The sequence below is a fragment of the Terrisporobacter mayombei genome (assembly GCF_020748465.1).
Taxonomy (GTDB): domain Bacteria; phylum Bacillota; class Clostridia; order Peptostreptococcales; family Peptostreptococcaceae; genus Terrisporobacter; species Terrisporobacter mayombei.
Genome location: NZ_JAHZMP010000002.1, coordinates 635,591 through 654,311, shown reverse-complemented (window position 1 = coordinate 654,311; position 18,721 = coordinate 635,591). Strand labels below are relative to the sequence as shown.

The 18,721-nt window shown below is 26.8% G+C and carries 17 protein-coding genes and 2 pseudogenes; 4 read left to right on the top strand and 15 right to left on the bottom strand.

The genetic code is table 11. From position 1 onward, the window contains the following. Window positions 1-2: 2 nt before the first annotated feature. The 3 genes from mutL to K0039_RS09610 form a co-directional block, all read right to left on the bottom strand. Complete coding sequence (mutL, locus tag K0039_RS09620; RefSeq protein WP_228104836.1) at window positions 3-1,985, bottom strand: DNA mismatch repair endonuclease MutL; 1,983 nt, start codon at window positions 1,983-1,985, stop codon at window positions 3-5. A 60-nt stretch (window positions 1,986-2,045) separates the two neighbouring features. Next, window positions 2,046-4,889, bottom strand: a complete 2,844-nt coding sequence (mutS, locus tag K0039_RS09615; RefSeq protein WP_228104835.1) for a DNA mismatch repair protein MutS — start codon at window positions 4,887-4,889, stop codon at window positions 2,046-2,048. 625 nt (window positions 4,890-5,514) lie between these two features. Continuing rightward, window positions 5,515-6,786, bottom strand: a complete 1,272-nt coding sequence (locus K0039_RS09610) for a nickel pincer cofactor-dependent isomerase, group 22 (RefSeq protein ID WP_228104834.1) — start codon at window positions 6,784-6,786, stop codon at window positions 5,515-5,517. A gap of 123 nt (window positions 6,787-6,909) precedes the next feature. Between K0039_RS09610 and K0039_RS09605 the strand changes: the two genes are divergently transcribed. Beyond that, complete coding sequence (locus K0039_RS09605) at window positions 6,910-7,521, top strand: NUDIX hydrolase (RefSeq protein ID WP_265589452.1); 612 nt, start codon at window positions 6,910-6,912, stop codon at window positions 7,519-7,521. 22 nt (window positions 7,522-7,543) lie between these two features. Here K0039_RS09605 and K0039_RS09600 read toward each other — a convergent pair. The 4 genes and pseudogenes from K0039_RS09600 to K0039_RS09590 all read right to left on the bottom strand — a co-directional run bounded on the left by K0039_RS09600 (window position 7,544) and on the right by K0039_RS09590 (window position 11,085). Next, a pseudogene (locus K0039_RS09600) lies at window positions 7,544-8,263 on the bottom strand (D-alanyl-D-alanine carboxypeptidase family protein). After that, complete coding sequence (locus K0039_RS23870) at window positions 8,209-8,451, bottom strand: VanZ family protein (protein ID WP_369123851.1); 243 nt, start codon at window positions 8,449-8,451, stop codon at window positions 8,209-8,211. Before K0039_RS23870 ends, K0039_RS09600 begins: the two are co-directional and overlap by 55 nt. Window positions 8,452-9,000: 549 nt before the next feature. Then, the gene (miaB, locus tag K0039_RS09595) at window positions 9,001-10,437 is read right to left on the bottom strand and encodes a tRNA (N6-isopentenyl adenosine(37)-C2)-methylthiotransferase MiaB (RefSeq protein WP_228104833.1); all 1,437 of its coding nucleotides are present in this window, start codon (window positions 10,435-10,437) and stop codon (window positions 9,001-9,003) included. Between the two features lie 186 nt (window positions 10,438-10,623). Next, complete coding sequence (locus K0039_RS09590) at window positions 10,624-11,085, bottom strand: C-GCAxxG-C-C family (seleno)protein (RefSeq protein ID WP_228104832.1); 462 nt, start codon at window positions 11,083-11,085, stop codon at window positions 10,624-10,626. 105 nt (window positions 11,086-11,190) lie between these two features. On the opposite strand from K0039_RS09590, the gene K0039_RS09585 reads away from it, so the two are divergent. Then, window positions 11,191-11,847 carry a DUF421 domain-containing protein gene (locus tag K0039_RS09585; protein WP_228104831.1) on the top strand — a complete coding sequence of 219 codons (657 nt, stop codon included), beginning with the start codon at window positions 11,191-11,193 and terminating at the stop codon, window positions 11,845-11,847. An 11-nt stretch (window positions 11,848-11,858) separates the two neighbouring features. After that, on the top strand, window positions 11,859-12,239 hold the full coding sequence (locus K0039_RS09580; protein WP_228104830.1) for a DUF4363 family protein: 381 nt from the start codon (window positions 11,859-11,861) through the stop codon (window positions 12,237-12,239). A 247-nt stretch (window positions 12,240-12,486) separates the two neighbouring features. On the opposite strand, the gene uvsE is transcribed toward K0039_RS09580, so the two are convergent. Continuing rightward, window positions 12,487-13,440 carry a UV DNA damage repair endonuclease UvsE gene (gene uvsE, locus K0039_RS09575; RefSeq protein WP_228104829.1) on the bottom strand — a complete coding sequence of 318 codons (954 nt, stop codon included), beginning with the start codon at window positions 13,438-13,440 and terminating at the stop codon, window positions 12,487-12,489. 194 nt (window positions 13,441-13,634) lie between these two features. Here uvsE and K0039_RS09570 point away from each other — a divergent pair, with 194 nt between their 5' ends. Then, complete coding sequence (locus K0039_RS09570) at window positions 13,635-14,015, top strand: DUF6483 family protein (RefSeq protein ID WP_228104828.1); 381 nt, start codon at window positions 13,635-13,637, stop codon at window positions 14,013-14,015. 224 nt (window positions 14,016-14,239) lie between these two features. Here K0039_RS09570 and K0039_RS09565 read toward each other — a convergent pair whose 3' ends face one another. From K0039_RS09565 to K0039_RS09535, 7 genes and pseudogenes are all read right to left on the bottom strand, one after another. Further along, on the bottom strand, window positions 14,240-14,584 hold the full coding sequence (locus tag K0039_RS09565; RefSeq protein ID WP_228104827.1) for a hypothetical protein: 345 nt from the start codon (window positions 14,582-14,584) through the stop codon (window positions 14,240-14,242). Between the two features lie 147 nt (window positions 14,585-14,731). Next, on the bottom strand, window positions 14,732-15,070 hold the full coding sequence (locus K0039_RS09560) for a rhodanese-like domain-containing protein (RefSeq protein WP_228104826.1): 339 nt from the start codon (window positions 15,068-15,070) through the stop codon (window positions 14,732-14,734). A gap of 160 nt (window positions 15,071-15,230) precedes the next feature. After that, window positions 15,231-15,758, bottom strand: coding sequence for a hypothetical protein (locus tag K0039_RS09555; protein ID WP_228104825.1), 528 nt, complete (start codon window positions 15,756-15,758; stop codon window positions 15,231-15,233). Window positions 15,759-15,842: 84 nt separating this feature from the next. Continuing rightward, window positions 15,843-16,420 (bottom strand): annotated as a pseudogene (locus tag K0039_RS09550) (nitroreductase family protein). A gap of 72 nt (window positions 16,421-16,492) precedes the next feature. Next, window positions 16,493-17,236 carry an elongation factor P 5-aminopentanone reductase gene (ymfI, locus tag K0039_RS09545; RefSeq protein ID WP_228104824.1) on the bottom strand — a complete coding sequence of 248 codons (744 nt, stop codon included), beginning with the start codon at window positions 17,234-17,236 and terminating at the stop codon, window positions 16,493-16,495. 1 nt (window position 17,237) lies between these two features. Then, a complete protein-coding gene (locus K0039_RS09540; protein ID WP_228104823.1) occupies window positions 17,238-17,975 on the bottom strand; it encodes a hypothetical protein in 738 nt (245 codons plus the stop codon). A gap of 49 nt (window positions 17,976-18,024) precedes the next feature. Then, on the bottom strand, window positions 18,025-18,633 hold the full coding sequence (locus K0039_RS09535) for a class I SAM-dependent methyltransferase (protein WP_228104822.1): 609 nt from the start codon (window positions 18,631-18,633) through the stop codon (window positions 18,025-18,027). Window positions 18,634-18,721: the final 88 nt, after the last annotated feature.

The window sequence follows — 18,721 nt, the reverse complement described above, 5'->3', positions numbered from 1 at the left end:
TCTTACATAATTCTTTTAAACATTTTTTCAATTTCTTTTTTTGATATTTCAACTATGGTAGGTCTACCGTGAGGACACGTAAATGGATTATCACATAATTCCATTTGAGATAGAAGCTTTTTCATTTCCATAGTATGAATTTTATCATTTGCTTTTATAGCAGCTCTGCATGCCATTGAGGCAAATTTATCTCCTTTTAAGTCATAACTATTTTTCAAATCCTCTATGTTATCAATAATTTGAAGAATAAATTTCTCACTTTCAGGGTTACCAAAAATAGTAGGTACACCTCTTATCATAATGTGATTATTTCCAAATAGCTCAATTTCAAAACCAAAATTTAAAAACAAGTCAAGGTTTGATTCTACATTTAACATATCTACATTTGATATTTCTACCACTATAGGATCTAATAACATTTGCATATCAATTTTATGGCTTTTGAATTTTTTCATATATTCCTCATACAGTACTTTCTCGTGAGCTGCATGTTGGTCTAATAAGTACATGGAATTATTTTTTTCAAGTACAATATAAGTGTTAAGTATACTTCCTACAACTCTAAAATCAGTAATTGAAAATCTATTTTCATTTTTTATAACATTTTCTTCCTTAATTATTTCAACATGATTACTTTTATTATCTAGATTACTCAAAGTTTCTAGCTCGTCAAAAGTAAATGATTTACTAAGGTCAATATTGCCATCTATAAAGTATTCACCTTTTTTATTTTCTAAATGCTGAAGCTTAATATCTTCTTTTTTATCATTACTATTTAAACTTTCATTATGGTCTTTTTTATTATTTCCCTTATTTAAAGCCTCTTCAAAAGACATAAACTTATTGTCATCATCCAATTTTTCTATGGGCGTAGTACTATTTATCTTATTTGAAATTACAGTATTTAAAGCTTCTTCTTTTTTTTCTAAATATACTTCTTTATTTTCACTTACAATAGGTTTTCTATCATAACTTTCATATTTACCAATTAATGCAGTATTTAGTAACTTTCTTTTTAATAAATCTCTAATTTCTATATATAAATCCTTATCATTTTCAAACTTAATTTCCATTTTTGTAGGATGGATATTAACATCTATTTTTGAAGGATTAATATCAATATTTAAAAAACATATACCATGCTTATTAATAGGTATAATACTTTTATATGATTCATTTATAGCATCTAATATTATTTTACTTTTTACAAATCTATTATTTATGTAAATATGCTGCAAGTTTTTATTTGAACGATAAATATTGTTATTTCCTATATATCCTGAAATACTACAATATTCACCTTTTTCATTAATTTTAATTAAATTTTCAACTATCTCTTTTCCATAGATACTTCTAATGACAGAAATAAGCTTTCCATCTCCTGGAGTATTTAGCATTAACTTTCCATTATTTATATATTTAAATTGTATATCTGTATTTCCTATGGCAAGCTTATTAATTAAATCACTTATATTTATAGTTTCTGCATGTGTAGATTTCAAAAACTTTTGCCTAGCAGGAGTATTAAAGAATAAGTCTTTTATAATAATGGTAGTTCCATTCTTTGTTCCCACAGGCTCTTTTAAAATCTCTTTCCCGCCTTCTAAAATAACTTTTGTTCCAATAGGTTCTTCCTTGGTTTTTGTAATCATCTCCAAACGAGATACAGAAGCTATGGAAGCTAAAGCTTCACCTCTAAAACCTAAAGAATATAAGTCGTATAAGTCATCTATTTTTTTTATTTTACTAGTAGCGTGTCTTAAAAATGATTTATCTACTTCGCTGGATAAAATTCCACTCCCATTATCTGTTATTCTTATTTGTTTTTTTCCTCCATCAGTTATATCTATAACTATTTGTGTAGAATTAGCATCTATAGAGTTTTCGATTAATTCTTTAGTAACAGAAGAAGGTCTTTCGACTACTTCCCCTGCTGCTATTTTATTTATTGTTATATCATCTAGTATATTTATTTTCTTTGACATAATATCCCTCCAAAGAATTTGTTTTTATGGGCGCTATTTCTTTAAGCCACTGCGTGGGCGCTATTTTTTTGTTTTCTTTTGAAGATTGAAAAGTGCGTTCATTGCATCTAATGGTGTCATACTTAATATGTCTAGACTTTTTATTTCCTCTAATATATCATCATCTTTAACTACATCAAAAGATATTTGATCCTCACTTACCGCCACTTCTTTATTTGGTATATTATCTAAGTTTTCTCTTTGTAGTTTTTCATATTCGCCATTTAACTTTTCATAATCTTTTTTTAGCTTTTTATAAATCTTATTTAAGTTTTCTTTTTCAAGTTTTAAATGTTCATTTTCATTTTTAAAATTGCTATCTTCCAGTTTTTTTAGTTCTAATTCTAAGTTTAATGCCGAATTTTCTATACCGGAACATTTGTTCTTTATGTCTAAATTGGCATCTTCATTATCAGCTCCTCCATTTATGGCGTAGCCGTTATATATATGGTTTTTTTCTAAATCCTTTAAAATTTCTGATGATCTATTAATAACTTTATCTGGAAGCTTAGCAAGTTTAGCAACATAAATGCCATAACTTTTATCTGCTGCTTGATCTATTATTTTTCTAAGGAAAATTATATTTTCTCCATCATCTTTAACAGCAATAGAGTAGTTTTTAACTTCATCAAATTCATTTTCCAATTCAGTTAACTCGTGATAATGAGTTGCAAATAAAGTCTTACATTTAATATACTTTTCTATATATTCAACTATGGACCAAGCTAAACTTATCCCATCATAAGTCGATGTACCCCTACCTATTTCATCTAGTATAACTAAACTTTTATCTGTGGCATTTTTTAATATATGAGAAACCTCGCTCATTTCCACCATAAATGTTGATTGACCTTGTGATAAATCATCACTGGCACCAACTCTAGTAAATATCCTATCAGAAATTGGAATATTTGCGTAATCTGCTGGCACAAATGACCCCATATGTGCCATTAGACAAATTATGGCTGTTTGTCTCATATATGTAGACTTACCAGACATGTTAGGTCCTGTAATTATATTTATAATATTTTCACCACTATTTAAATAAGTATCATTTGGAACAAAGTTTTCTTCTCCAACTATGTTTTCTATTACTGGATGACGTCCATTTTTTATATCAAGTTTATTATCATTATTAATGCTCGGTTTAACATAGTTATTAATATGAGCCACTGTTGCAAACGAAGTAAATACATCTATATTTCCTATTATTTTAGCCACATTTTGGATTCTATCAATGTTGTTGTAAATAGTTTGTCTAATTTTTACAAAAATCTCATATTCTAATGATTTTATTTTTTCCTCGGCATGTAGGATTTTATCTTCTATTTCTTTTAATTCTTCTGTTATAAATCTTTCTGCGTTACTTAGAGTTTGTTTTCTTATATATCCACCTTCCAAGTCTAAGTTTGCAAGGTTTACTTTAGTTATCTCAATATAGTAACCAAAAACTTTATTAAATCCTATTTTGAGAGATTTAACTCCTGTTTTTTCTCTTTCACGGTTTTCTATATCTTTTATCATAAAAGCTCCATTTTTTGAAATATCTCTAAGTTCTCTTAACTCTTCATTGTAAGATGATTTTACTATATTTCCATCTTTAATTGTAATACTAGGTTCTTCTATGATAGCTTCATTTATTAGCTCATAAATGTCTTTTAAGTCTTCCATATTATCTATATATTTTTTTATAGTATCTCCATCACAAGAGTTTATTCTATCTCTTAAAAGCGGAAGCTTTTCTATGGAATTTTTTAAGTTAATCATTTCTTTTGGACTTACTTTTTCAAAAGCAATTTTCCCACAAATTCTTTCTATGTCGTAGACATTTTTTAATATATCTATTAAATCTTCTCTTAATGAAAAATCTTCTTTTATTTCTTCAATAACATCTAGTCTTTCGTCTATCTTCTTTTTATTAACTAAAGGTTCTTCAACATATTTTCTAAGAAGTCTGCCTCCCATGGCAGTTGATGTTTTGTCTAATACATGTAGTAATGATCCTTTTTTCTTAGAACCCCTAATTGTTTGAGTTAACTCAAGATTTATTCTAGTAAACATATCAAGAACCATGTATTCCATTGGATTATATATAGTTATTACATTTATATTTGATGTTATTTGTTTTTGAGTATTATATATATAATTAAGAAGTATACATAAACTAGTTTTTATTAGATTTTCATTATCAAACCTTAAAGTTCTTAAATAATCTTCACTAAAATATTTACTTAATATATTTGTATTTAAATAATCTTCATCAAAACTTTCATTTATATAAATATTACCCATTATGGCTATATTTTTTAAGTTATCTTTGAAGCTTAAATCATTTAATATTATTTCTGAAGGACTAACCTTGGCTATTTCTTCAATAACTTTATCTTTTGCTATACAAGTTGCATTTGTTTCTCCCGTACTTATATCTACGTAAGAAAGGCCTATCTTGTCATTTACTTTATATAAAGACATAAGATAGTTATTCTTTTTATTTTCAAGTAGACTTCCTTCTAATACAGTACCTGGTGTAACTACTTGAATTACTTCTCTTTTTACTATACCTTTTACACTTTGAGGATCTTCCATTTGCTCTCCAATTGCAACTTTGTATCCTGCTTCTACTAATTTCGATATATATGAAGCGGCAGCATGAAAGGGAATACCACACATAGGTGCTCTTTCTTCTAAACCGCAAGATTTTCCTGTTAGTGCGATTTCTAGTACTTTTGATGCAACTATAGCATCTTCAAAAAACATTTCGTAAAAATCACCTAATCTGAAAAATAATATGCAATCAGGATATTTATCCTTACATTCAAAATATTGTTTCATCATAGGAGTAAGTTTATTTCTGTCAATCTCCATCTTTCTACCTCCTCATCTTTAGTTATTATATCATATAACACAATTTATATGTTATCTATAAAAATATTGGATTTATTATAAATTTTTATAAATATTCCATGATTTTATTGAATTTTCTTACCTATATCCATACAATATTAACTAAAATATATATTAATTCTTATTAGCTTTAAAATAAGGATGGGTATCTCTGACTAATGATATTGTATACTATAACCTACATAATAGTTATTCTTTTATTATGCATTTTAGTAGGAGCTAAATATTTTTTAAAAAGAATAAAAAATAATTTATGAATATATAGATAAAAAAATAGCTATTTATTTTTTTACAAATAAATAGCTATTTGAATATGAATATTATTATCTTATAATAACATTTGATATATAATGTATTGAAGTTAATACCAGACCTTATTTATTACTCTTTAATATTTTATTAAGAGATAATCCTGCTGCTCCTCCAATTATAACAAAAGCTGTTGCCATAAATATCCAAGCTGTAGTAGTCATACTATCCACTCCTTTTTATTTTATTATATTATATAGTGGATTAATATTTCGTATATTAACAACATTTTAACGTATTTTACAATAATTTAATATTTTAATATACTTTTAACATTTTATATAATGAAATTACCATTATCATCAAATTTTATTTCAAAATAACTTCCCTTAGCCTCAACCATTTTATCTTCACTTATACTTTCGTATGCTTCTCTACTCATATATATTTCATTCAAATTTTTAGTATTTTCTATAATAACTAACTTAATATCTTTGAAGTTTAAAACACCGCAGGTTTTAGCGCAAGCTTTAAATACATATTTATCATTTTCTAAAACCATAGGAAGCTTGATACTATTTGGCTCTGTGGAAGTTATAGCATTTAAATATGTACTTTCAAACTCAATATTATTATAAAACTTTTCACTTATAAAGTCTGCTAAACCCATTCCATTAGCATTTCCATTTGAGCTACTATTTAGATTTAATACACCTATTTTTGTTATATTCGGACCTCCTGATGCAGCTTTAGTATGATATCTTCCTATAATATTTGTATCCATACCTGTACCGCTTATGTTTTTGCCAATTTCTTTTACTATTAATACATCTATATTATCTAAATATAATTTCCCCATCAGCTCTTTTGATTTTTCTAATAATAATGGTTCTTTTGTAAGAATTTCATCCTTATTTAATATATTTATATGGGCTACATCATTATAGGCGTTTTCTACTGTGCCAACTCCAAATAATATATTTAGCTTAGATAGAGATACTTTAGCTGACTCTAAAATATTTTCAGCCATTTTTTCAAATCTCAAGGAATGAGTAATATCTGCACCTTTTCTTTTTCCTAGTCCTATTGCAAGCATTTTAACAAGACCACTTTCATATTCACCTCTAAATGAAGTATGTGCCTTTATTCTGTTCACAAGTATTAGCCCATGAGCATCAAAAGCATTTTTATCAATATAAACAGGTAAACCTTTTATTGTTCTTCCTATTTCAACTACTTCCATAGAAGACTTTATTTCACATCCCATATTTTCCTCTGTAATTCCAAGTTTTTCAAGAATATGTTTTTGTCCTTTTGCATCTCCTCCCCCATGACTACCCATTGCTGGAACAATAAATGGAATACCACCTTTGTCTTTTACAAAATTAACTATGGTTTTCATTATGATTTTGTAATGACTAATTCCCCTACTTCCCCCTGTAATAGCAACAGTTTTTCCCTTTTTAATTTTATTTTTAAAGTTTTCTTCATTTAATAATTTTCTTATCTCTTCTTCCACGTTATTAATACTTGTTTTATCAAATATTTGTTTTACTTTTATAATTTCAGGAAGTTTTATTTCTTCTAATATATTATTAATTTTATCCATCAAATCCCCCCGTTAACTTAGCACTATTATTTTAGTATAGCATAAATTTTTTTAATATCTTTAACTCTATAATGTTATTATAGTATTATATTAATAATATGTTTAATTTTAGGAGGCTTTATTTTGAAAGACATAATTGACAAATTTAATAATTATCAGCCCTATATAAATGGTTATGAAAACATGAAGCGTGCTTCTGTATTAATACCGCTAGTAAAAGAAAATGGAAAATACTCTATTTTGTTTGAGCTAAGATCAAAGAAAATGAGGCATCAGCCTGGGGAGATTTCCTTTCCTGGAGGAAGAATTGAAGAAAATGAAACTCCAAAAGAAGCTTGTATAAGAGAAACTTGCGAAGAAATAGGAACTAATGAAGATAACATTAATATTATATCTCCTTTAGATATTTATGTATCACATGCAAATTTAATAATCCATCCTTATTTAGGTGAAATTAAAGACATAAGAAACTTAAATATTAATAAGGATGAAGTTGATCATATATTTTTAGTTCCAATTGATTATTTAATAAATTACGATGCAAATATTTATACAAATGATGTAAAAGTAGTTCCAAATGAAAATTTTCCTTATGAAAAAATACCTAATAAAGAAAAATATGAATTTGCAATAGGTGAATATCCTGTTTGGTTTTATGAATATAAGGATTATGTTATTTGGGGTATAACGGCTAGGATTTTAGAAAATTTTTTGAACTTTATAAAAACTAATTAAGGCCTCATAAATATTATAGGCCTTATTTTATACTTTGATATAAACATAAACTGTCTAACCATCTTCCTTTATTTGTAGATCCCATTACAACACAAATATAAGTTTTATTGTCTATATCTGCAGCAGAAACTAAATATTTACCAGCATTTAATGAACTTCCTAATTTTAAACCTTTAATATTAGAATAGTAATATTCACTATATGTGTTTATTAGCTCATTTGTATTTTCATATCTAACTTCCCTACCATCAGGGTACTTATAATTCAATTTATATTTTGATACAATGGGACTTAATATTTTTGACTTCATAACTTCATCACCTATGCAAGCTAAATCTTTGACTGTAGTATATTGCCCATTTGTATCATATCCATCCGGTCTAATAAAATTTTAATTTATTGCTCCAATTGAAACTGCTTTCTTATTAGCATAAATCATGAAATTTGATATGGCTTCTTCTATTGATAATTCTCTAGTAGATATTTTTTCACCTGTATAACTTGCCAAGACGTAGGCTTCATCATTACCCGAAGGGAGTAATAGACCATCTAGTAGTTGCTTTATAGTCACTACATCACCTTTTTTAAGCCCTGCTCTTGACGCATCACTAAATACAAATTTAATCTCGTCACCTACTTTAACTCTTTCATTAATGTTACAGTAATCTAGTACTGTAACAGCTGTAATCATTTTAGCAGTGCTGGCAGGTGCAATTTTTTCATTACAACTTTTGCTATAGATAATATTTTTATCATCTTAATTTCAAATTTATATGATAAAAATTTATATACAAGATAACCTAATAGTGTACCTACAGAAGCTAAAATCATATGATCTATATCAGTCCCTTTGTATAAAAATAATTGAAATATTTCTATAAAAAAAGATAAAATTACACCACTTAAAATTGCTTTAAAACTTGTGTTAATTTTTTTTGCATATTAGGGGCAATAAAAAACCATAAGGTAAAAAATGTAATAATATATTTTAATAAGGTTTTTGGTTTTTCAAATAGTATATTAAAAATTCTAAAAGGATTAATATTCAAGTTTTTACTCCAATTAATTTCAAAAGTAAAACCATATATTGGTGAAATCAAATATGCTAAAAGTATACTAATGTATATTGTCATTAAAATAAGTATACATTTATATATAATTGTTGATTTATTATTTTTAAAAATTCTTTTTTCATTTATTTTATTATATATACTACAGACTAATAATGATGGTATAACATATACTGTAATGTTTTCTAAAAAGTACATTTCATAATTTTTCCTTTCTAAATTTCACACCTTAATTGTGTACACTTTAATAAAAAATATAACATTTAAATATATTTTTTGGCTGAAGGCGTAGCCTCCTTAAAATTTTCTCCACTATTTATTAAAGTTAGTCTGAAAAATTATAATTAAAGAAGCTTAATAATTACAAATAAAAAATGTGCAAAATTTAATAATTTTGCACATTTTCATGTTAAGCTTCTTCACCAGCTAGTGAGAATGTTGTAGCTGAATTTATTTTTACATTCATTAATTTTCCAAGTAAATTTTCTTCTGGATTTTTCACAGAAAAGTTTACTAGTTTATTTTGTCTAGTTCTTCCTGTAAATTTAGTATCATCAGTTTTGCTTTTTCCTTCAATTAAAACTTCAACTGTTTTACCTATATATTCTTTGTTAAGATCTGCTAGTATTTCGTTTACTTTGGCTAAAACTTTATTAAATCTTTCATGTTTAACGTCTTCTGGAATTTGATCTTCCATCTTAGCTGCTGGAGTACCTTCTCTTTTAGAATATATAAATGTAAATGCATTGTCGTATTTAACCTTTTCAACCACATCTATAGTATCTAATAAGTCTTCTTCTGTTTCACCAGGGAATCCTATCATTAAATCAGTAGAGAGAGCAATATCTGGTATTTCAGTTTTTGCTTTTTCTATTATTCTTAAATAGTCTTCTTTAGTGTAGTGTCTGTTCATCTTCTTAAGAAGTTTTGAACTACCACATTGTACTGGTAAGTGTAAAAATTCACATACTTTGTCATAGTCTCTCATAGCGTATATAACTTCATCAGATATGTCCTTTGGATGAGAAGTCATAAATCTTATTCTTTCTAATCCTTCTATTTCATTTGTCATTCTAAGAAGCTTTGCAAATGCTATAGGTTCTTCTAAAGTTTTTCCATAAGAATCAACATTTTGACCAAGTAGTGTTATTTCTTTAGTACCATTTGCTACTAATTCTTTTATTTCGTTTATTATGTCTTGTGGAGTTCTAGATCTTTCTCTACCTCTAGTATAAGGAACTATACAGTACGTACAGAAGTTATTACATCCATACATTATATTAACGAATGCTTTAAGCTCAAATTTTCTACTACTTCTAAGTCCTTCAACAACTTCTCCATCCACATCCCAAACATCTACTAATGTAGTATGACTATCCATAGTCTCCGTTAACAATTCTGGGAATTTGTATAAGTTATGTGTACCAAACACTAAATCCACATGCTTATATTTAGATTTTATTTCTTTAACTACATGAGGCTGTTGCATCATACATCCACATACTGCAATTTTTAAATCTGGATTTTTTCTTTTAGCTAATTTTAAGTGACCTAAATTACCATAAACTTTAAGTTCAGCATTTTCTCTTACTGCACAAGTGTTGTATATTATTAAATCACAATCATTTGTCATTAATGTAGGCTCGTAGCCCATAGCCTCTAACATTGCAGCCAGTTTTTCTGAGTCATGTTCATTCATCTGACATCCAAAAGTCGTAATCATATATTTTGGTTTTCTTTTATTTATAGCAAAATATCTATTATTTTTTTCTACAATTGCTTCAATAAATCTATTTTGCTCTTCTATCTTTTCCACAGGAACTTGAACTTGTTTTCTTTTTCCCATTTGTCTTCCTCCTTAGTAAATAATGCAAATTTAATTATATCATAATTTTTGTTAAAAATACTAGTAAAAAGCACTAGTATGTGTACCCTAGTGCTTTAGTAATATTCTTTAGCCAAATTACTATATTTTAATCATTATGTAAATTTATTCTAAAGACAATGTACTTACTTCTTTAAATTCCTGTATCTAGTTGTCTATAATTTCTATTTCCAATTCTCTACATACAATCTCACAGACTTTTTGCGTTGACATGGCCACTATAGTAGTACATTTGCTTTTGTGACCATTGTGCTCTCTATTAAGTCCTTCTGTTATCTTCCCACAACATTGACATCCTGCAAACTCGACAAAAGCATCACTAAATTCCTTTGTTAAATCAAAACATTTATTAATTTTAGGATCATTAGGCTCTCTTCTTCCAAAGAAGTATCCAAGACACATAGTTCCACCAGCCAGTGCTCCACATATACAATATGCTCTACCTAGCCCCCAAGGAAATCCAGACGACATAGCTATCACATCATCAGATAAGTCTAGGTGAAAGTTTTTCCTAATTGCATAAATAACAGATTCTGAACATGCAAAACCATTATTAAATATATATTTTGCATCCTCAACAGTTTCTTTCATATTAATACTATTGACCATTTTATCCCCCTTTTAAGCATAGTTTTTTCTATCTACTTAAATTATACATAAAGCATTTAAATTTACAAATACTAAATTATTATACTGTGCAAGGAGGGTGAAAATATGTTAGTTGTATTTATTAGAAGTATAATACTATACATTGCCGTATTGATTTCCTTAAGGATTATGGGTAAGGGTGAAATAGCAGAAATGAATTGTTTTGATTTAGTTATAACTTTATTAATAGCAGAAGTAGCATCAACGCCCATGGAAAACAATGATATTCCCATGCTTTATGGAATAGCTGCCCTGACAGGTTTAGTGTTTATGCAAACATTAATCTCTATTTTAGGCCTTAAATCAAAGTTTATAGGAAGAGTAGTATCAGGTAAACCTTCTATACTAATTAATAAAGGCAAAATAGATTATAATGCACTAAAAAAAGAAAAGATAACTATTAATGAACTATTAGAACAACTTCGTGTACAAGGATATTTTAACATTAAATATGTTCAGTATGCCATACTAGAAACCGACGGCAACTTGAGCGTTGTTCCAACAACAACTTATAATACTACGCCAAGTCGAGAGTATAATCATCTTCCCATATCATTAATACAAGACGGTCAAATACTTAAAAACAATTTAAAACTAATTGATAAAGGTGATGAATGGTTATTAAATATCCTCAAATCTCATCATATAGATGATGTTAAAGATGTTCTTATTTGTGTATTAGATGAATATGACAAAATATTTATTCAAAAAAAATATGAGTGAGGTGAATTTTTATGAAATCCTCTTATTTTGTAATTGCATGGACCATAGTGTTCATCATATTAGGATTATTCAATCATGAGAAAATCAATGAGTTTTCATCAAATTATATAAATCAAATCAATGTTATAGAAGAAAAAATAAAAGAAGATAAATGGGAACAAGCTTCATATATTTTGAAAGATACTAAAATGGATTTGGATGAAGAAAAGAATATATGGTATAAACTAATAAATCATGGCTACTTCAATGAAATATTTGCATCATTTGAAGTTCTTGAACAAAGCATATGCTTAGAAGAGAAAATGATAAGTCTTCAAGAAATTGAAAAGATAAAAATGGTTCTAGAAAATCTAATGGAAGATGAGTGCTATAATCTTAATAGAATTTTTTAAAAAATAAATAATCTTCAAAACTCGTTTATGCTATAGGCAATTAAGATAAGAATTTTAAGTAACGGAGATATCCGAAGCGAGAGCAAGGATATCTCGTTGGCGCCATGAGCATAGCGAATTTTAGCTTTTAAAACAAAATATATATAACACTATCTACAAAAATCACGAATTTCTTTATAGGTAGTGTTTTACGGTTTTACTATTAATAATATAAATATATTATATCCTACTAGGAATATTATTATATTTATATTGTGCTATTATCTATAAACTTGCAATTATAATTAATTTTTCTTAGATTCCTCATCAATTTTAAAATTGCTTGATCTTTCTTTTTTGCTTCTATCATAACATCAAAATCTCTATTTACATTTTCTTTTGCTAAATCTAAAAATCCACAAAAATCATTAACATCTATATAGTCAGCGTGTTTTCTATCTAGCTTACCTTCTTTTGGACTAGAAAAATGAATTTTAGGCGGTAGACTTTCACTATCCCATGTGGAAAATATATGAGGAAGCAAATCTTTCATATTTTCCTCATTATTTTTACAATTATGATGATGTACATCTAGTACCATAGGTACTTCTATTTCCTCACAAATTCTAAACACATCTTTGGCAGTGAATACCTTATCATCATTTTCTAAAATTAATCGTTCTCTTATTCTTCTTGGAAAAGTTTTATAGTTTGAAATAAATCTATGTATACTATCTTCTTTTCCTCCAACTGAACTTCCTATATGAATTACTAATTTCCCCTCATCATAATTCATAAGGTCAAATAAATCCACTGCATGATTAAGATTTCTTATGGTATCTTTTACTACCTTATCTTTAACACTATTTATTACATTGAATTGATCTGGATGAGCATCTACTCTCATGTTAGATGATTTAATTATCTTTCCTATTGCCCTTAATTCTTTGCTAAAATAATTCTCATAGTCCCAAGTTACTTCAGGATGAGTAGATAAAGGGATTAGTTTTGAAGTTAGTCTATAAAAATGTATATTATTTTCAATATTATATTTTAATATTTTCTCCAAATCATCTATATTAGAAAATGTAACTCTTTTTAGTTTGCTAAGTTTTTCATCTTCACTTTTTAATTTATTATAATTGGCAAAAGTTACTGTACTTGAAGATGTAATATTTTTCAGATTTAATGCAATTGCCACATACCCTAATCTAATTCTCATAATTATCTCCTTAAAAACTTATTTACATATATTTTTTTCACTATAAATAGATAGTATTCAAATATTTACTTTAATAATTTTTCTTATAAGAGTATAATATTTTATAAAAATAGAATGAATTTTATTATTATGATACAATTTTATTTAAAGTGATAATAATAATATTTATAGATATAAAAATAGGAGTGAAATATATGGAATTAGAAAAAGATTATATTTTAAGAATGGTAAAAGATTTAGTTAAATCTATTGCTCATATTGTACTTAGTAAAAGTGAGATAGAATATGAGCTTCCAGAAAAGGACGCATATTCTAGAGTAGATTATTTATATGTAAGGTTATTAGAACTTGTAAATCAAGGGAGGATAAATGATGCTGAAGACATACTATTTGATGAAATAAATACTTCTGACATGAAACAATTTGAAATGGCAATGTCGTTTTATTTGTATCTTAATGATTTTGGTGATGATTATTTAGAGTCAAATGATTATTCTAGAGATGAGATTTCTGAAGGTATAAAATCTATTTGCAAAGAATATGGAGTATCTTTAATGGTGGAGTTTTTATTCTAAAAATATATAACTAGCTTCAAAATATAAGGAGTATAAATCGTTCACTGTGACAATCTATTTATACTCCTTTTACTTTTTAATTATTTAAGTTTTTTGTATATTTCATCGTCAACTTCTCCTAACCATTCATTTGATGCCTATTTACTGGTACTTCTACTGCAAGATAAGAAAACCAATTGCCATGTACTGAGCCATACCAGTTATTGGACATCCTGCTTCAAATGTTACTCATCTTCCTCTTCTTTTACAGTATCGATATAATCTATTAAAGTTTTTATAACATTTCTATAGGGAGTATGCTTTATTACTAAAGGTATATCTAAATTTAATTTTTCAAATTTATCTTTTATTTTTTTAGTTTCTTCCTTATCATAGCTAATATGAATTACTTCCACATAATCACCTATGGTAATTGCACAATTTAAAGCTTTTATAAAAGTTATATTAAAACTTGCCATAGGGACAATAATATGATTAAAGTTTCTCTTACTGTCAATTAATTCTTTACCACTAGTTTTTAATTCTAGGTTTTCTTTAACCATATTGTAATGTCTATTTATTCTAACCATCGTAATTACTAAATAGGTTTATTTATCAAAGTAGTAGTAGGTGGAGTTTGATTAAGAATCAAAACTTTAAACATACCAGTTAAAATCATTATTACAATAGCAATTATAAATAAACGTCAGCGCTAATAATTTTTTTTATATTATTCATTATTTCAGTTTTCCTTTATAATTACCGATTCCACCTAAGTTATGTATCTTATTAAACCCATTTTTTGCAAGAATATTTGCTGCACTAGAACTTCTTGCGCCTGATGCACAATATACGACTACTTCAGAATCTTTGTATAAATCTAAGGTGTTCATTTTTGAGGTTATTTCTTGAACCGGTATATTTTTTGATTTTGGTATATGGCCATTTCTAAATTCTCCTGAACTTCTCACGTCTAAAATTAATAATTTTTTATTATTTTTTATCATATGGTTTAATTCTTCACCATTAACTTTTTCAACATTTTTATTTCCAAATAGTACTGATAAAAATCCCATTGTTTTTCCTCCTAATGATTTATTATTTAATTACTCAATGAGTACATTTTATTATTATTTTTAATTTTTTTCTGTAACTAAATCACATAAAATTTATTAATGTGAAAAATTAATTATATTAAAAATAGCCAAGAAAATTCTTGGCTATTTTCATAAATATTTATCTAAAATCTTGCAAATTATTTTCTATACTCATACATCCTAAGATACTAGGTAGAGGTAATCTTTTCGCCTCAATCCCACTTCCAAAGTCCTCCAAAGATTTCTTCATATCATTGTTATAAGTCTTCATTATACCTTCTTCCAATTCATTTAAATGCGTAAATAGATACTCCTTAACGTCATCGATATTTTTCAGCTTATTTATTTCTTCACCACGAAGTATATGCTTAAATATGGCAAATCCTTCACCTCTAGAAGTCCATATAAATATATTAAACGTTATAAAAGATTTTTCTAAATACAAACCTGTACTAATAGAATTCATATGATTAATATCTTCATATAAATGATGATTAAAATCAATAAATCCACTTGGTGCTACTTCATAAGTTTTATTTTCATTATACTTAATATCACTATTACTTAATCTTTCATGAAAATCAGAGTAATTTTCACTCGCTAATAAAATCTCAGCCAGTTTAGTAGCATTGGCAAATATTTTTTCTTTGTTTATAAAATTTGTCATTTTTATTCTCCTTTAGTTGTAATTTTATTTGAGCAATACAGGGTAGATAAGGCACCTAGTTTGCAACATGGAGTAAGGAAATTTTTATAAGTATGTAACTACTTCCTCCAATGGCTTTCTCATTGGTTGAATTATTTTATCTCCTATTGGCACACCAAGTGGCGTCATTGCAATTAATTCATATCCTTCTTTTTTGAAATCAATATGATTTTCAATAACATCAACTGCAAATATAGGTCCAGTCATCCAACATGTTCCATATCCCATATTACTGGTAGCAAGTAATAAATTTTCCATGGCTGCCGATACATTTTGTATTGGAGCAGTTGGGAATAGTAATTTTTGTAGCTTTTCTTCATCTTCACCCAAATACTTTTGCATATTATAAGCATCATTTTCATATCCACTGCCATAAATTAAAATTAAAACTGGTGCATTTTTGAAAATAGTATAATAAGAAATCATTCTTTTTAAATCATTTTTCATATCTTCATTATCTAGTTTATTTATGTATTCATCTGCTTTGTTACTAATATCCTGTGCAAGGTCATTAATTTTATTCTTGTCTCTAATCACTACAAGTGCCAGTTTTGACGGTTCCTAGCTGAGGGAGCAAAAGTTGCCGCTTTCAAAATCTTATCAATGTCTTCTTTTGGAACCATTTCATCTTTAAACTTTCTTACACTTTTTCTCTTGTAAATAAAATCCAAATTACTCATAATAACCTCCCAAGTTTAGTTTATTACAAATCCTCCATTGGAACTTATTACTTGACCTGTTATAAAGTCGCCTCCATCACTGGCTAAAAATAGAGCACATTTAGCTATATCTATAGGTTTTCCAATTCTCATAAGAGGTGTTCCATCTTTTAACATTTCTATTATTTCACTATCCGCATCTTTCATCATATCAGTTTCTATAACACCTGGGGCTATAGCATTTACTTGTATGTTAGATGGTCCCAGTTCCTTTGCTAGTGCTTTTGTCATTCCAATAATTGCTGCCTTTGATGTTGAATAATGAACTTCCTTGGCAGAACCTACCAGCCCCCAAATAGATGATATGTTAATTATTTTTCCACTGTGTTCTGGTAACATATATTGTAATGCCTTTTTTGTAACATAAAAAACAGAATTTAAATTCACATTCATTACATCATGCCACTCGTCATAGCTTATATCTGTAAAAAGATTATATTTACTAATACCGGCATTGTTTATTAATACGTCTATTTTTTCAAACTGACCAATAGTATAGTTTACCAAAGCATTTGCTTCATTAATATTTGAAATGTCTGCCTTAAAAATTCTAACACTATAATTTTCATTTGTAAGCTCTTCAAGCAACTCCTGTGCCTCTTTTTCTGAGTAATTATAATTAATAACTACATTATAATTATTCCTAGCAAATAATTTTGCCATTTCTCTTCCTATTCCTCTTGAAGCTCCTGTTATTAATGCTGTCTTTTTTATATTCATTTTAAACCTCTTTTTTACTAATATAATTTTTACTTCTTAAGTATTTCATTTTATTAAATCTACAATTGTAATCGCAATCTTTGCACTGTAGTTTTTTGTTTGTCGAAGGTGAAAATCTCTCGGGGTGTTTTTTTATCATATATTCCCATTGAATAAATGCAAAGAAAGATAGTAAAAATAAACTATAAGACCAAAAACTTTTTATAAGTAATAAGGGCGTACAAAACATAACATGATCCCAGTTATATATTCTACATTCATTGCAGCATTTACTTTTAAAGAATAATTTATGAAAAGGACACCACACATTAACGCAAAACATGTCAGTCCAATAATAAATCATAAAAATTAAAAATATATATGGTGTACTTAGGTTGTAATTATAATAGATTATAAATAATACCACATTTAAGACTATCCATGCCACAAATACACTTCTAGCATGCTTATTATTTTTCTTTATGTATTTTTGTAACTTTTTCTCGTCATAGTTATCTACTGGTCTATAATGTTTTAAAAATAATTTCCCATTATAAGAATGATTATTCGTATATGGAATAATTAAAATTACTGTTTCTAACATTAAGTATAACCAAATTAAATGATATATTTTTATGCTATATATTATTTCGTAGTTTAATATGCTTATTATTTTATCTTTACCTATTATAAATAATATAATAAATATAATTAGTAATATAGTGCGAAAAATAAACCTAAATCTTGATTCTTTTCCCATAACTACCCCTCGAGTATAAATATTATTATAAAACTTCTATAATATAACTTTAGCATTTTAAACTATATATAACAAACTTTTCTCTAGGATCTTTTTCGTATAACTCTTTTAAGTTAACTTCTTTATTCAATATAAATGGTGTTTTGTAATCTAGAAAATCTAGATACTCGCTAGATGGATAATACATAATTATATCCATATCTCTCATATTATTTTCATAAGACTCCAATATATTATCAATAACTTTTGAAAAAATCTGAATAGAAAAAGGATTAAAGAAATAAAACTTATTATCTAAATAGGAAATTTCATATTGTTGTGCTAAATCACAGCAAAAATTTATTTTTTCCATATATTTTTTATTTTTCTTTTCATAGTTAATCTTATTTATTAAAGCTTCTTCATAATATCTTTCATTAATTTCAACACCCTTTACATAAGATTGGAAATGATAATTTATATAAAAAATTAATCTTCCCATTCCACATCCAAAATCTACTATATGATCATCTTCTTTTAACTTATAGTTTTGAAATAATTCTTCCAAAGCTATATATAATGTCGGCTCATAAGGATGATTATGAGTTGAGGTTTTTTTCCAGTTTTGATTTCCTATTGTATTTATATTTAATAGTTTATCATAGTATTTTTCTTTCATATTTACTCCTATTTTATATGTTTTAATTTCAAAATTATTTCCTACTAGGTATTTATAACCCATGTACAAAAAGTAGTACGTTCTACAT

Coding starts and splice junctions, on each gene's coding strand:
- K0039_RS09585 (WP_228104831.1), top strand. CDS start 11,191: ATGTTAGTTGTATTTATTAGAAGTATAATACTATACATTGCCGTATTG.
- mutS (WP_228104835.1), bottom strand. CDS start 4,889: ATGGAGATTGACAGAAATAAACTTACTCCTATGATGAAACAATATTTT.
- mutL (WP_228104836.1), bottom strand. CDS start 1,985: ATGTCAAAGAAAATAAATATACTAGATGATATAACAATAAATAAAATA.
- K0039_RS09535 (WP_228104822.1), bottom strand. CDS start 18,633: ATGAAAGAAAAATACTATGATAAACTATTAAATATAAATACAATAGGA.
- K0039_RS09565 (WP_228104827.1), bottom strand. CDS start 14,584: ATGGTTAGAATAAATAGACATTACAATATGGTTAAAGAAAACCTAGAA.
- K0039_RS09560 (WP_228104826.1), bottom strand. CDS start 15,070: ATGGGATTTTTATCAGTACTATTTGGAAATAAAAATGTTGAAAAAGTT.
- K0039_RS09570 (WP_228104828.1), top strand. CDS start 13,635: ATGGAATTAGAAAAAGATTATATTTTAAGAATGGTAAAAGATTTAGTT.
- ymfI (WP_228104824.1), bottom strand. CDS start 17,236: ATGAATATAAAAAAGACAGCATTAATAACAGGAGCTTCAAGAGGAATA.
- K0039_RS09580 (WP_228104830.1), top strand. CDS start 11,859: ATGAAATCCTCTTATTTTGTAATTGCATGGACCATAGTGTTCATCATA.
- K0039_RS09555 (WP_228104825.1), bottom strand. CDS start 15,758: ATGACAAATTTTATAAACAAAGAAAAAATATTTGCCAATGCTACTAAA.
- K0039_RS09610 (WP_228104834.1), bottom strand. CDS start 6,786: ATGGATAAAATTAATAATATATTAGAAGAAATAAAACTTCCTGAAATT.
- uvsE (WP_228104829.1), bottom strand. CDS start 13,440: ATGAGAATTAGATTAGGGTATGTGGCAATTGCATTAAATCTGAAAAAT.
- miaB (WP_228104833.1), bottom strand. CDS start 10,437: ATGGGAAAAAGAAAACAAGTTCAAGTTCCTGTGGAAAAGATAGAAGAG.
- K0039_RS09590 (WP_228104832.1), bottom strand. CDS start 11,085: ATGGTCAATAGTATTAATATGAAAGAAACTGTTGAGGATGCAAAATAT.
- K0039_RS09540 (WP_228104823.1), bottom strand. CDS start 17,975: ATGGGAAAAGAATCAAGATTTAGGTTTATTTTTCGCACTATATTACTA.